16 protein-coding genes are annotated in these 13,204 nt (G+C 64.7%); 10 read left to right on the top strand and 6 right to left on the bottom strand.

What is annotated here, in order from left to right; translation table 11 throughout:
• Positions 1-37 precede the first annotated feature (37 nt).
• Positions 38-931 (bottom strand): LysR family transcriptional regulator, encoded by an 894-nt coding sequence (locus DPM35_RS23715; protein WP_112129634.1) that lies wholly within the window; start codon positions 929-931, stop codon positions 38-40.
• 105 nt (positions 932-1,036) lie between these two features.
• Here DPM35_RS23715 and DPM35_RS23710 point away from each other — a divergent pair, with 105 nt between their 5' ends.
• From DPM35_RS23710 to DPM35_RS23695, 4 genes are all read left to right on the top strand, one after another.
• Positions 1,037-1,771: an SDR family oxidoreductase gene (locus DPM35_RS23710; RefSeq protein ID WP_181592110.1), complete on the top strand. Its 735-nt coding sequence runs from the start codon at positions 1,037-1,039 to the stop codon at positions 1,769-1,771.
• Between the two features lie 14 nt (positions 1,772-1,785).
• Positions 1,786-2,667: an SDR family oxidoreductase gene (locus DPM35_RS23705; protein ID WP_112129632.1), complete on the top strand. Its 882-nt coding sequence runs from the start codon at positions 1,786-1,788 to the stop codon at positions 2,665-2,667.
• Positions 2,668-2,692: 25 nt separating this feature from the next.
• Positions 2,693-2,905 carry a tautomerase family protein gene (locus DPM35_RS23700; protein ID WP_112129631.1) on the top strand — a complete coding sequence of 71 codons (213 nt, stop codon included), beginning with the start codon at positions 2,693-2,695 and terminating at the stop codon, positions 2,903-2,905.
• Between the two features lie 148 nt (positions 2,906-3,053).
• Complete coding sequence (locus DPM35_RS23695; RefSeq protein ID WP_112129630.1) at positions 3,054-5,384, top strand: response regulator; 2,331 nt, start codon at positions 3,054-3,056, stop codon at positions 5,382-5,384.
• Here DPM35_RS23695 and DPM35_RS23690 read toward each other — a convergent pair whose 3' ends face one another.
• The 3 genes from DPM35_RS23690 to DPM35_RS23680 all read right to left on the bottom strand — a co-directional run bounded on the left by DPM35_RS23690 (position 5,385) and on the right by DPM35_RS23680 (position 7,934).
• Positions 5,385-6,245, bottom strand: coding sequence for a lytic transglycosylase domain-containing protein (locus tag DPM35_RS23690; protein WP_112129629.1), 861 nt, complete (start codon positions 6,243-6,245; stop codon positions 5,385-5,387).
• A 4-nt stretch (positions 6,246-6,249) separates the two neighbouring features.
• A complete protein-coding gene (ispG, locus tag DPM35_RS23685) occupies positions 6,250-7,500 on the bottom strand; it encodes a flavodoxin-dependent (E)-4-hydroxy-3-methylbut-2-enyl-diphosphate synthase (protein ID WP_112129768.1) in 1,251 nt (416 codons plus the stop codon).
• 254 nt (positions 7,501-7,754) lie between these two features.
• On the bottom strand, positions 7,755-7,934 hold the full coding sequence (locus DPM35_RS23680; RefSeq protein WP_112129628.1) for a YdcH family protein: 180 nt from the start codon (positions 7,932-7,934) through the stop codon (positions 7,755-7,757).
• Between the two features lie 250 nt (positions 7,935-8,184).
• On the opposite strand from DPM35_RS23680, the gene DPM35_RS23675 reads away from it, so the two are divergent.
• The 3 genes from DPM35_RS23675 (at position 8,185) to DPM35_RS23665 (ending at position 10,076) form a co-directional block, all read left to right on the top strand.
• The gene (locus DPM35_RS23675) at positions 8,185-8,388 is read left to right on the top strand and encodes a YdcH family protein (RefSeq protein WP_040985243.1); all 204 of its coding nucleotides are present in this window, start codon (positions 8,185-8,187) and stop codon (positions 8,386-8,388) included.
• 117 nt (positions 8,389-8,505) lie between these two features.
• A complete protein-coding gene (purE, locus tag DPM35_RS23670) occupies positions 8,506-9,003 on the top strand; it encodes a 5-(carboxyamino)imidazole ribonucleotide mutase (RefSeq protein WP_112129627.1) in 498 nt (165 codons plus the stop codon).
• The gene (locus DPM35_RS23665) at positions 9,000-10,076 is read left to right on the top strand and encodes a 5-(carboxyamino)imidazole ribonucleotide synthase (RefSeq protein WP_112129626.1); all 1,077 of its coding nucleotides are present in this window, start codon (positions 9,000-9,002) and stop codon (positions 10,074-10,076) included. The genes purE and DPM35_RS23665 overlap by 4 nt, the downstream gene beginning before the upstream one ends.
• 4 nt (positions 10,077-10,080) lie before the next feature.
• Here the strand turns inward: DPM35_RS23665 and DPM35_RS23660 are convergent, their stop codons facing one another.
• Positions 10,081-10,503, bottom strand: a complete 423-nt coding sequence (locus DPM35_RS23660) for a lysozyme inhibitor LprI family protein (protein WP_112129625.1) — start codon at positions 10,501-10,503, stop codon at positions 10,081-10,083.
• 245 nt (positions 10,504-10,748) lie between these two features.
• Here DPM35_RS23660 and ykgO point away from each other — a divergent pair, with 245 nt between their 5' ends.
• Positions 10,749-10,874, top strand: coding sequence for a type B 50S ribosomal protein L36 (gene ykgO, locus DPM35_RS23655; RefSeq protein ID WP_040974291.1), 126 nt, complete (start codon positions 10,749-10,751; stop codon positions 10,872-10,874).
• Positions 10,875-11,037: 163 nt separating this feature from the next.
• Positions 11,038-11,658 carry a tetratricopeptide repeat protein gene (locus DPM35_RS23650; protein ID WP_112129624.1) on the top strand — a complete coding sequence of 207 codons (621 nt, stop codon included), beginning with the start codon at positions 11,038-11,040 and terminating at the stop codon, positions 11,656-11,658.
• A gap of 64 nt (positions 11,659-11,722) precedes the next feature.
• Here DPM35_RS23650 and DPM35_RS23645 read toward each other — a convergent pair whose 3' ends face one another.
• Complete coding sequence (locus DPM35_RS23645) at positions 11,723-12,256, bottom strand: winged helix-turn-helix transcriptional regulator (RefSeq protein ID WP_112129767.1); 534 nt, start codon at positions 12,254-12,256, stop codon at positions 11,723-11,725.
• An 88-nt stretch (positions 12,257-12,344) separates the two neighbouring features.
• Here DPM35_RS23645 and DPM35_RS23640 point away from each other — a divergent pair, with 88 nt between their 5' ends.
• Positions 12,345-13,172 (top strand): alpha/beta fold hydrolase, encoded by an 828-nt coding sequence (locus DPM35_RS23640; protein ID WP_112129766.1) that lies wholly within the window; start codon positions 12,345-12,347, stop codon positions 13,170-13,172.
• The last annotated feature ends 32 nt before the right edge of the window (positions 13,173-13,204 follow it).

Here is a 13,204-nt window from a genome sequence, read left to right as displayed (position 1 = left end):
AATCCCCTACGGTTTGCAGCGGTGATGCCGCCGATGCTTAGAGTCTTGCCTCGGCGAATATGCGGGACACCCATTCCAGGAAGACGCGCAGCCGCGGAGCAAGCTGGCGGTTCTGCGGATAGAGCGCGAACAACGGCGTCGGCGTCGGCGGGAAATCCTTGAGGACCTCGACCAGCGTCCCGTCGGCCAGGTCTTTTTCGAGCCGGTAGCGTGGTGCCTGCAGAAGCCCGAAGCCCAGGCGCGCGAGCTCTGCCGCGGTGTCCGAATTGTTGACGCGCACACGGCCCGGCAGCATTTCCAGATGCACCTTCGCTCCGACCGTGAACTCGAGCGGCAGGATGTCGCCGGTCCGGGAGGAAACGAAGCAGACGGCCTGATGACCCTCCAGCGCCTCGGGCGATGCCGGCGTTCCGTGGCGCTTCAGATAGCTTGGGCTGGCGCAGGTGATCTCGCCGATCATCGCCAGCCGCCGCATGATCATGCCGCTGTCCTGCGGTTCACCGGCGCGGATGACGCAATCGACGCCTTCGCGCACCAGGTCGACCAGCCTGTCGCCCTGGCCGATATGCAGATCGATGCCGGGATAGCGTTCGAGGAAGGCCGGCAATTGCGGCAGCAGGAAGCGCTGCGTGAGCAGCGGATGCGCATCGATGCGCAACAGGCCGCGCGGCTCGGCGCTGCGGAACCCGGCCTCGGCATCCTCCACCTCGCCCAGGATCGACAGGCAGCGCTCGTAATAAGCCTGCCCGTCGAGCGTCGTGGCGACATGGCGCGTGGTGCGGTCCAGCAGCCTTGTCCCAAGATGCTCCTCCAGTTGCTGGATCGCCTCGGTCGCGGTTGAGCGCGGCAGGCCAAGATCGGCCGCGGCCGCGGTAAAATTGCGCCGCTCCACCACGCGCACGAACAGCCGCATCCTGTCCAATCGATCCATGGCAGATTGTTCGCTCCGTCCGAATACTGCTGTCAATAGCCGGCCGATTATCCGGAAGGGCGGAGGATCTATATCCGCTCCACAACAAATGAACGGAGATCGATCATGCACAAGACAAGAACCGCGATCGTGACAGGCGCATCGAGAGGCATCGGCGCCGCGATCGCCAAACGGCTCGCCCGGGACGGCATCGCCGTCATCGTCAACTATGCGCGCGGCAAGGACGCAGCCGGCGAGGTCGTCTCGGCCATCGAGGCCGCCGGCGGCACCGCTCTCGCGGTCCAGGCCGACATCGGCGAACCGAGCGGCATGGCCGCCTTGTTCGACGCGGCCGAAAAGGCCTTTGGCAAGGCCGACATCCTCGTCAACAATGCCGGCATGATGCGGCTGTCGCCGATCGCGGACACCGACGACGCCGCATTCGAACGCCAGCTCGCAGTCAATCTCGGCGGCACGTTCCGCGGCATGCGCGAAGCTGCAAGGCGCTTGAACGATGGCGGCCGCATCATCAATTTTTCTTCAAGTGTCGTGGGTTTCTACCAGCCGGCCTACGGCATCTATGCCGTGACCAAGGCCGGCGTCGAAGCCATGACGCATATCCTTGCCAAGGAGCTCGGCCCGCGCCGCATCACCGTCAACGCCGTCGCGCCCGGCCCGATCGACACCGAACTCTTCACCGACGGCAAGAGCGCCGCGCAGATCGAGGCGATCACAAGGCTCATCCCGCTCGGCCGCCTCGGCCAGCCCGACGATGTCGCCGGGCTCGTCGCCTTCCTTGCCGGCACGGACAGCCAATGGGTCAACGGCCAGATCATCCGCGCCAATGGCGGCGCGATCTAGGGATAGAGGCTACCATGCAGCAGACAATTCTCATCACCGGCGCATCGAGCGGCTTTGGTGCCATGACCGCGAAGGCGCTCGCCAGAGCCGGCCACCGGGTCTATGCCTCCATGCGCGATCCGCAGGCGCGCGGCGGCGCCGCCGCGGCCGAGGTCGAAAGACTGGCCCGCGAGGAGAAGCTGGCGATCCGCGCCATCGCGCTCGACGTGCTGTCGGAACCGTCGATCGAGGCGGCCGTGGAAACCATCCTGGCGGAAGCCGGCAGCATCGACGTCGTCATCCACAATGCCGGCCATATGGTGTTCGGGCCTGCCGAAGCCTTCACGCCGGAGCAATTGGCTGCGCTCTACGACGTCAATGTGCTGGGCACCCAGCGCGTCAACCGGGCAGTCCTTCCCGGCATGCGCTCGCTTGGCCGGGCCTTGATGATATGGGTCGGATCGAGCGGCACGCCGCCTTTCCTCGCGCCGTATTTTGCCGCCAAGGCAGGCATGGACGCGCTGGCGCAGAGCTACGCGCTGGAGCTTGCCCGGTTCGGCATCGAGACGAGCATCGTCGTGCCGGGCGCCTTTACCAAGGGCACCGAGCATTTCGCCCATTCCGGCAAGCCGGCCGACACCGGGCGAGCCGCCGCTTATTGGTCCGGCCCCTATGCCGGCGTCGACGACCAGGCGTTGAAGGGCCTTGCCGGCCTGGAGCCTGCCGATGCCGATCCCTCGGAAGTCGCCGAGGCCATCGTCGATCTGGTGGCGATGCCGCATGGCCGCCGGCCGTTCCGCGTCCATATCGATCCGTCCGATGACGGTGCGGCCATCGTCAACGGCGTCGCTGACCGCGTCCGCGCCCAGCTCCTTGAGCGCATCGGCCTTGCCGACCTTCTTCATCCAAAGCCCTGAAACCCAACCCGAAAGGAACCTGGAAATGCCCTTTGCCAACTTCAAGATGCCGCAAGCCGCCCTCACGAAGGCGCAGAAAGAGGACCTGGTCCACAAGACCACGCAGATGTTCGTCGATTATTTCGGCGAAGGTGTGCGTCCCAACACGATGGTGCTGATCGAGGAGGTTCCCGACGGCGGCTACGGCCGCGCCGACGAGATCTTCGTCATTCCCGACGCCTACCGGGCCAAGGAATAGGTCTGAATTGACCAAAAGCGGGCCGCTTGCGGAGCGGCCCGCCCGACTTGTCCGTCAGCGCAAGGGGATCTCGCCCACCAACGAAATCTTAATGTAAATCAAGCGTAATCCCGACCATTAAAATTGTGCGTATGTGTTGGGGTGGCGCATGCCGGAATATTCTTCCTTCCTCCGGTCGATCCGGATCCGCTACATTTCGGGACTGCTTGTCTTCGCGCTGGCTTCGGCCGCGGTCATGTTCGCCCTCAACCGTGTGAATTCGTACCGCCACGAGGTCGATGCGCTGAGCGGCAATTTCGTCATCTTCGCCCGCGACCTGCGCAACGCCACCAATTTCGCCGAGACGACCGGCACCGCCTGGCGCAGCGAGACGCGCGATGCGCTGACCGCCGCCGCACGTGGGCATTCCGAGCGGCTGACGGGCGAGATCGAGGTCCTGAACGCCCAGCTTGCCGCGATCAGGCCGCGCCTGTCCAGGAACACCACCAACGCGCTGGATACCGCTTCGGTGAACAACGACCTGTTCTGGTCGGCACGTGACATGGTGCGCAACTTCAATTTGATGTCGACCGCCCAGAAGGTCGATGAATGGAGCTACCGCGAAATCCGCAATCAGAACGACCTGTTCGCCCAGCCGATGCTGGTCAAGGTGCGCACCGCGCTCGACGAGGAGCGTCGCCTCGCCGACGCTTCCAACGACCGGCTGCTGCTGTGGGCGAGCGGGTTGCTGTTTGCCGTGCTCGGCATCGCCGCGGTTCTGATCTTCCGGCCGATGGAGAATGCGATCCGGCGAGCCTTCGCCGAGAGCGCCGCGTCGCTGTTCAAGGCCGAGGCCGCCGATCGCGCCAAGTCGGAATTCCTGGCCAATATGAGCCATGAGATCCGTACGCCGATGAACGGCGTGCTCGGCATGGCCGAGCTGCTGGCCAAGACGGAGCTTACGCCGCGCCAGAAGACCTTCACCGACGTCATCGTCAAATCCGGCAACGCGCTGCTCACCATCATCAACGACATCCTCGATTTCTCGAAGATCAATGCCGGCCAGCTGACGCTCGACCCCGCGCCCTTCCGCCTGGCCGAAGCGGTCGAGGATGTGGCGACGCTTGTGTCGGCGCGCGTCGCCGAAAAGAACCTCGAGCTCATCGTGCGCGTGGATCCGCGCCTGCCCGCCTTCGTCGTCGGCGATGCCGGGCGCTTCCGCCAGATCGTCACCAATTTGCTCGGCAACGCCGTGAAGTTCACCGAGAAGGGCCATGTGCTGGTCGATGTCGGCGGCGACGTTGTCGACGGCGTGGTCCAGCTCAAGGTCCGCGTCGAGGATACCGGCATCGGCATTCCGGCCGAAAAACTGCAAAGCGTTTTCGAGAAGTTCGCGCAGGTCGATGGTTCCTCGACCCGCCGCCACGAAGGCACAGGGCTTGGCCTTGCGATCGCGGCCCGGCTTGTCGACCTGATGGGAGGCAAGATCGGCGTCGAAAGCGAGATCGGCCGCGGCTCCGTCTTCTGGTTCGCCGTGCCGCTGCCCGCGCACAACCAGGAGGCGGCCGACAAGCTGGTGCCGGTCGACGTCACCGGCGCCAGGGTGCTGGTCATCGACGACAATCCGGTCAACCGGGAGATCCTGCTGGAGCAGCTCAGAAGCTGGAGCTTCGACTGCGCGGCCGCCGAAAGCGGCGCCGTCGGCCTTGCCTTCCTCGACCGCGCCTGCCAGCTGGGCGCCTCGGTCGATTGCATCATCCTCGACTACCAGATGCCCGGCATGAACGGCGCCGATGTCGCTAAGGCGATCGCCTCGGACAGCCGTCTTTCCTCCATCCCGGTCGTGCTGCTCACCTCGGTCGACCAGGTCGATTTCGGCAGGATGGTCATCGATTTCGGCATCGTCGCGCATCTCACCAAGCCGGCGCGTTCGGCGGTGCTGCTGGGCACGGTGATCTCCGCCATCCAGAAGGCGCGCACGCAGAGCGCCAAGGCGCATTTCGTGCGCGAGCCGGTCTCGGCGCAGGCGCCGCCGGCCTTCACCGTCATCCGCGGCCCGGCGGTGCCCGTGCCGGCAGCACTGGAATCGACCGCAGCGCCGAGCGGCCCGATCGATATCCTGATCGCCGAGGACAATGACGTGAACCAGCTGGTCTTCGGCCAGATCCTCAACGGTTTCGGGCTGAGCTACCGCATCGCCGGCAACGGCCGCACGGCGGTCGAAATGTACCGCGCGCTGCGTCCTCGCCTGGTGCTGATGGACGTCTCCATGCCGGAGATGAACGGCTATGAGGCAACCCGCGCCATCCGCGCGATCGAGGAACAGAACGGCGAGCGCACGCCGATCATCGGCGTCACCGCGCATGCGCTCAAGGGCGACCGCGAAAAATGCATCGAGGCCGGCATGGACGACTATCTGCCGAAGCCTGTCTCGCCCGATCGCCTCGGCGCCAAGATCGGCACCTGGCTCAGCGAGACGGTGACGGCGAAGACGGCGTAGTCACCGGTTGCGCATCACCACGCAGGCGCCGCCGACGCTTTGCAGCTTCTCGCAGATGCCGTTGGCCTCGCCGCGCGAGTCGGCGCCGATCCTCACCGCGTAGATGCCGCGCCGGCCGATCGGCGTGCGCACCCGGCTCACCACCGGATCATGGCTGGCGAGCAGGGCCGGGAACCGGCTTTTGACTCTCAGCCATTGGCCGATCGCCGCCGAGCGGCGGAAATTGCCCGCCACCTGCACGCCCCACGGCTTGACGTTGATCGAGGCCATGGCGACGGTCTGCGACATGATTACCGGCAGCCTGCGGCAGGCGACCGCGAAGCTCATCTTGGGGTCGAGCGGCTGGACGGTGCCGGCATAGGATTTGTCGGAAAACTTGTCGACGGGTTCGCCCATGATGTCGAAGACATAGCTTTCCGTCTCCATCGGCAGGAAGCCGCCGGAATCCAGCCAACGCGACACACGGTTCTCGCCGGCATTATAGGCCGCGGCCGCGAGGCCGAGATTGCCGTAGTCTGCCTTCATCTCGGCAAGGTACTTCGCCGAGGCGGGAAGCGCCTGCTCGATGTCGAAGGAATTGGCCAGGCCGCGCATCTTGGCGGTGCCGGGCATGAATTGCGCGATGCCTTCGGCGCCGACCGGGCTCACTGCGTTCGGATCGAAGCGGCTTTCCTTCCAGATCAGCCTGGCGAAGAAATCCCTGGGCAGGCCATTCTGCTGGGCCTGGGCTTCGATCAGTTCGCAGACACGGTTGATCAACCGTTTGGCAGCCGATTTCGACTGCGGCGGGTCGGCGGACGCGCCTGCCACCCAACTCAAGCTGCAAAGCAAGGCCAGGGCCACTGTGAGGAAACGGTGCATAGGCCTACTCGGCCGCGGCCTTGCCGTGTCCGTAGCGCTGCTCGATATAGTCGCCGACCATCTTCTCGAAATCCTGCGCGATGGACGGACCGCGCAGCGTCGCCGCCTTCTTGCCGTCGATGAAGACAGGCGCCGTCGGCGTCTCGCCGGTGCCGGGCAAGGATATGCCGATATCGGCATGCTTGGATTCGCCGGGACCGTTGACGATGCAGCCCATCACCGCGACCTTGAGGTTCTCGACGCCCGGATATTTCTCGCGCCAGACCGGCATGTTCTTGCGAATATCGGCCTGGATGCTCTGGGCGAGTTCCTGGAACACTGTGGATGTCGTGCGGCCGCAGCCGGGGCAGGCGGCGACGATCGGCACAAACTGCCGGAAGCCCATGGTCTGCAAGAGTTCCTGCGACACCTGCACTTCGCGGGTGCGGTCGCCATTCGGCTCCGGCGTCAGCGAGATGCGGATCGTGTCGCCGATGCCCTGCTGCAGCAGGATGCCCATCGCCGCGGAAGAGGCGACGATGCCCTTGGTGCCCATGCCGGCTTCGGTGAGACCCAGGTGCAGCGTATGGTCGGAGCGGGTGGCGAGCGCGGTGTAGACGGCGATCAGATCCTGCACGCCGCTGACCTTGGCCGACAGGATGATCTTGTCGCGGCCAAGCCCGATCTCTTCCGCCATCTCGGCCGACAGGATGGCCGACTGGACGATCGCCTCGCGGGTGACTTCCTGCGCGGTGAGCGGCGAGCCCTTCGCCTGGTTGTCGTCCATCAGCCGGGTCAAAAGCTCCTGGTCGAGCGAGCCCCAGTTGACGCCGATGCGCACCGGCTTGTCATGTCTGATCGCCATTTCGACGATCGCGGCAAACTGACGGTCCTTCTTCTCCTTGAAGCCGACATTGCCGGGATTGATGCGGTATTTCGCCAGCACCTCGGCGCAGGCTGGGTGATCGGCGAGGAGCTTGTGGCCGATATAATGGAAGTCGCCGACCAGCGGCACGTCGATGCCGAGCCGCAACAGCCGCTCGTGGATGCGCGGGACCGCAGCCGCGCTCTCGTCGCGGTCGACGGTGATGCGCACGATCTCCGAGCCGGCACGATGCAGCGCCGCGACCTGGGCGACGGTCTGGTCGACATCGGCGGTGTCGGTGTTGGTCATCGACTGCACGACTACAGGCGCGCCGCCGCCAACCATCACACCGCCGACCGACACGCCGACCGACATGCGCCGCGGGAAGGGAGAGGAAAAATATCCGGTCATGCCGGTCGCCTTCATCTGAAAGTTCCGGGCATGAGGTGGCCGAGCAAAGATGGCTTGTCAATGGCAAGCGCCAGGCAAGGCCCGCAAATCGACGGCCCGCGATCAGCGGCCGCAGGGCTTATGCAAAACCCTCGGGCTGCAAGATCCGCGCTAAAACGGTCGGGTGATTCGGTTAACGACAACGGTCCGGTGGCATGTCTTGCCACCGGTAGGTTGGCACCGCGGCGGGTGCGGTGATGTTGCCTAGGGTATGTTCAGTGTGCTGTGGGGCTCCCCTTCAGCTTTTCAATCTCGTCCTTGATTGCCAGCTTGCGTCGCTTGAGATTCACGATTTCGAGGTCGTCCACCGAAGGATGGTTCATCGCGTCGGTGAGCTCGCGCTCGATGTCACCGTGTTTCCGCTGCAACTCATCAAGATGGGATGCAAGAGACATGATTGGTTCTCCCTTTCATGGTTTCCTCGATTGCAGCCGTCCCAGCCGCGTCCACCGCAGGTTGAGACTGTGACGGCACGATGACACTTTGCCACCAACCGATCTCGATGTCGAATGACACGTGGTAGCATTCCCCGGCAAAGTGAAATGTGATAAGGGCTGCGCGCCGGTCCCAGACCAACAAGTCACAAACCCAACCGGTCCCGCCCAAAACAGCCCGATTGGGCGATGCATACGCAGACGGTAGATAATGTCCGAACAGGAACAGGCTGAAATACGCCTCGAATATTCCCGGCTCAAACAAGAACACGCCGATTTCGACGCCGCCATCAACGCGATGATCGCTACGGGCTGCGACCCGCTTCAGATCCAGCGCATGAAGAAGAAGAAGCTGATGCTGAAAGACCGGCTGTCAGCGCTGGAAGACCGCATCATTCCCGACATCATCGCCTGAGCGGAGGCGGCGGCCAAGGCCGCGGGCCGCCGGCCGAGAGGGGCCGCAGGCACCGACTATCCTTGCGGCTATCGGCGAATTCCGCTAAGGCGCGCCTTTGCCGCCGGGAGCGAAACCTTGACTGATCAGCGTGCCGACGTCGCCATCATCATGGGCAGCCAGTCCGACTGGGCGACGATGCGCCAGGCGGCCGAAACCCTGGATGCGCTGGGCATCCCGCACAAAAGGCTGATCGTCTCGGCGCATCGCACCCCGGACCGCCTCTATGAATTCGCCAAGGGGGCCAAGGCCGCCGGTTACAAGGTGATCATCGCCGGCGCCGGTGGCGCCGCGCACCTGCCCGGCATGACGGCGGCGATGACGCCGCTGCCCGTCTTCGGCGTCCCGGTCGAATCCAAGGCGCTGTCCGGCCAGGATTCGCTGCTCTCCATCGTGCAGATGCCGGCCGGCATCCCGGTCGGCACGCTGGCGATCGGCAAGGCGGGGGCGGCCAATGCCGCGCTTCTCGCCGCCGCCGTGCTGGCGCTGAATGACGAAAAACTCGCCGCCCGGCTCGACGCCTGGCGCGCGGCGCAGACCGCCAAGGTCGCCGCCGAGCCGACGGACGCGCCGTGAGCCTGGCGCCCGGATCGACCATCGGCATCATCGGCGGCGGCCAGCTCGGCCGCATGCTGGCGATGGCCGCCGCCCGCCTCGGCTACCGCATCGTCGTCCTGGAGCCGCAGGCCGACTGCCCGGCGGCCCAGGTCGCCAACCGGCAGATCGTCGCCGCCTATGACGATCCGGCAGCGCTCGCCGAACTCGCCGCCGCCAGTGCCGTCGTCACCTACGAATTCGAGAATGTTCCGGTCGTCGCCGCCGAGACTCTCTCGGCAAAGGTCCCGGTCTATCCGCCGGCCCGCGCGCTCGAAGTCGCGCAGGATCGGGTCACCGAGAAAAGCTTCCTCAACGGCATCGGCATCCCGACGGCCGAATTCCGCCCGGTCGACAATGACGACCAGTTGACCGAAGCCCTGAGGATGTTCAACGGCAGCGGCGTGCTGAAAACCCGCCGCATGGGCTATGACGGCAAGGGCCAGCGCGTCTTCCGCAACATGGAAACGGGCGGCTTTGCCGGAACCTGCGAGGCGATGGGCAATGTGCCGCTGATCCTGGAATCGCTCGTCGCCTTCGAGCGTGAGATTTCGGTGATCGCCGCGCGCGGTCTCGACGGAACGATCGCCGCCTTCGATCCGGCCGAAAACGTCCATCGCGAAGGCATATTGCGCAGCTCGACCTTGCCGGCCGCCATCCGCCCGCAAACGGCGGCCGCCGCCAAGGATGCGGCCGCGAAAATCCTTTCCGCGCTCGACTATGTCGGCGTCATCGGCGTCGAGTTCTTCGTCCTTGCCGATGGCTCGCTCTCGGCCAACGAGCTGGCGCCGCGGGTGCACAATTCCGGCCATTGGACGGAGGCTGCCTGCGTCGTCTCGCAGTTCGAGCAGCATATCCGCGCCGTCGCCGGCCTGCCGCTGGGCTCGGCCGCCCGGCATTCCGATTGCGTGCTGGAAAACCTGATCGGCGACGACATGCTGAAAGTGCCGGCGCTGCTCGCCGAAGCCGACCTGATGCTGCATCTCTACGGCAAGGCCGAGTCGCGCCCCGGCCGCAAGATGGGCCATTTCACGCGCCTCATCCGGCCGCGATAACGCTCTATTGCATATCCTGGTCGCCGCCCGCGTCGGAGCCGGCGCAGCTCGGATCGCTGAGCTTGCAGTTGGCGTCGGAGGAGAGCTGCTTTATGCGCTCGTTGGTGAGCTTGGTCAGGCACTGCGACACCTCCATCGGATGGATGGAGCCGCCCTCGCTGTCGGCGGTCGAATAAGCGCATTCGGCGTCACGAAAGGCGATCCAGGCGCGCTGCGCCGTCTGCAGCAGCTTGTTCGAGGCCTGATCGTTGCTGCTGACGATATTCTTATAGGCGGCGTTGAGCTTGGCATCGGCCGCCTGATAGTCGGCATCCGCGCAGATGTTCAGCATCGACTGGCTGTCGTCGCTGCGATCGCAGTCCTCGGCAAAGGCTGACGGGGCGTTTGCCAGAAGGACCAGGCAGGCGGGCAGAAAGAGGCTGCGCATGGGAAATCTCCAGTCGCTCGATCTTTGGGTCACCATCCCAGCCACCCTTGAGTCGCGCAATGCCGCACCCGTCGCGATGGCAAATATTTGATAAGCCGCGTTCCTTGTGGCATTCGGGCGCGCTCATGTGGTTGACACGGGCAAGGCTCCTCGTTTATGAGCCACGCCAAGTTCAAAGGCGCGCTTTTTCCGGGCGCGCCTTTAAAATTCGGCCCGGGACGGGCCCTGACCGAACAGGCAAGACCATGAAGATCAAGAATTCGCTCAAGGCGCTCAAGGCGCGTCACCGCGACAACCGGCTGGTTCGCCGCAAGGGACGCATCTACATCATCAACAAGACCGCTCCGCGCTACAAGGCGCGCCAGGGCTGATCCTTGCGCGCGGCTTAGTGCATCTCGCCCAAACCTGCCAAGCGGTTTGGGTGAACGACATGCACGGAGAGACCACGCCGCGCTGATGTCGGGGTGCCGGTTCGCCGGCCCTTTCACGCTAAAATCACTTTGACGATCCGCCGCCCGGGATTAGATTCCGGCGATGCGGATTCTTTTTACATTTTTCACGGTGTTTTTGCTTTCCGGCGCGTCTTTGCCCGCGGGAGCAGAAACGGTGCCGGGGGCGCTGCCTCCCGATGCCGCGCCGCCGGCTGCGACACCGCCGCCGGCCGCGCCGACCAGGCAGGGCCGCCTCGACCAGCTGTTCACGGAATTGAAGCGCGAGCGCAATGAAAAGGCGGCCGAGCGCATCGCCGGCCGCATCTGGAACGAATGGAACCAGTCGGGCAGCGCCTCGATCGACCTGATGATGCAATGGGCGCAAAAAGCGACGGAAGACCAGAAATTCGACGTCGCGCTCGATTTCCTCGACCAGGTCGTGACCTTGCAGCCCGATTACGCCGAAGGCTGGAACCGGCGCGCCACCGTGCATTTCCTGATGAAGAATTACGGAAAGTCGATGGCCGACATCGAACGCACCCTGCAGCTCGAGCCGCGCCACTTCGGCGCGCTCTCCGGTCTCGCCCAGATCATGACCGAGACCGGCCACAAGCAGTCGGCGCTGGAGGCCTGGCAAAAGGTGCTGGCGATCTATCCGATGATGCGCAGCGCCCAGGACCAGGTTTCGACGCTTTCGGAAGAACTCGCCGGCGAGGGCATCTGACGCGCTTGGGTGCGTCCCTTCATCTTAAATCGCGGCGCGCTGAACCGGATCCGCGCAACGCGCTTCAAGCCTCCGTTTTGATGAGGCGAAGTTCCTCGGCCTTGCGCTCGACGACTGCCTCATAAGCGGCCCGCAATTGCTGGCGCACGGTCGGCGTGCCCGGCGGTGTCCTCGAAGGCGCGCCCAGATGCTCATGGCGCAACTCGTCCATGAATTGCTCCCATAGTGGCGGGCCGCCCTTTTCGAGCAGCTCGGCGCGGATCGACAATTCTTCCGTGACCGGAAGCCAGACGCGTCCCCAGGCGCCGAGCTGCGCCATGATCGGGACGAGCGTGATCGCCATCTCGGTCAGGCTGTAGATCGCCTTCTGCTTGTGGCTGGGGTCGTCGGCCTTGGTCAGCAGTCCGAGCGCCATCAGCCGCTTCAGCCGGTCGGCCAGGATGTTGGAGGCGATGCCTTCCAGCGAGAAGTTGAGCAATTCGCGAAAATGGCGCCGACCGCCAAAGATCATGTCGCGCAGTATGATCAAGCTCCAGCGGTCGCCAAAAACCTCAAGCGACAGATTGATCGGGCAACCGGACCGGCGGTCGATGTTCATGGCAGTCTCCAGAAAAACCAGTTGCATTATGATATCGGTTTCACTATCGTGCAACTGATTGCAAAATGCAATCGGATTGGAGGAACAGATGACCGCTGCAACCAAGCGCCCCGACATCGTTTCGCAAGCCTTCGGCAATCCGGCCGATCCGGCGGTCCTTCTGATCATGGGCGCCATGGCCTCGATGCTGTGGTGGCCGGAAGCCTTCTGCCGGCAACTCGCCGGGCGCGGCCGCTTCGTCATCCGCTACGACAACCGCGACACCGGCCTGTCGACCAAATATCCGCCAGGCGCGCCGTCCTATACGTTCGAGGACATGGTGGACGATGCGGTCCGCGTGCTCGACGACCACGGCGTCGCCAACGCGCATGTCGCCGGCATGTCGATGGGCGGCACGCTCGCACAGAGCGTGGCGCTGAAATACCCAAAACGCGTCGGCGCGCTCACCGTGATCTCAAGCTCGCCGCTCGGCGTCGATACGTCCGGCCTGCCCGGCACGACCGAGGCCTATAAGGAACATTCGGCACAAGGCGCCAATGTCGACTGGTCGAACCGGGAGCAGGTGCTCGATTTCGAGGTCAAGGACGCGCGCGCGATCGCAAGCACGCGCCATCCGTTCGACGAGAAACGCACGCGCGCGATGATCGAGGCGGACTACGACCGTTCCGGCGGTCTCGCCAGCGCGACCAACCATTTCCTGGTCAAGGGCGGCGGCCCAAAGCGGACGGTGCGAGACCTGACGGCCCCGCTGCTCGTCATCCACGGCAGCGCCGATCCGCTCTTTCCGGTCGAGCATGGCGAGGCGCTCGCCAAGGCCGTTCCCGGCGCAAGGCTGGTCAAGGTCGAAGGCGGCGGCCACGAACTGCACCGCAACGACTGGCCGCAGATCATCGAAGCTATGGCCGCCCTTCGCTAGGCTGGAGGCGCAGGCTTGACTTCCCGGGTTTA

The organism is Mesorhizobium atlanticum (assembly GCF_003289965.1).
GTDB lineage: Bacteria > Pseudomonadota > Alphaproteobacteria > Rhizobiales > Rhizobiaceae > Mesorhizobium > Mesorhizobium atlanticum.
This window is presented reverse-complemented; position numbering and strand designations above follow the sequence as displayed.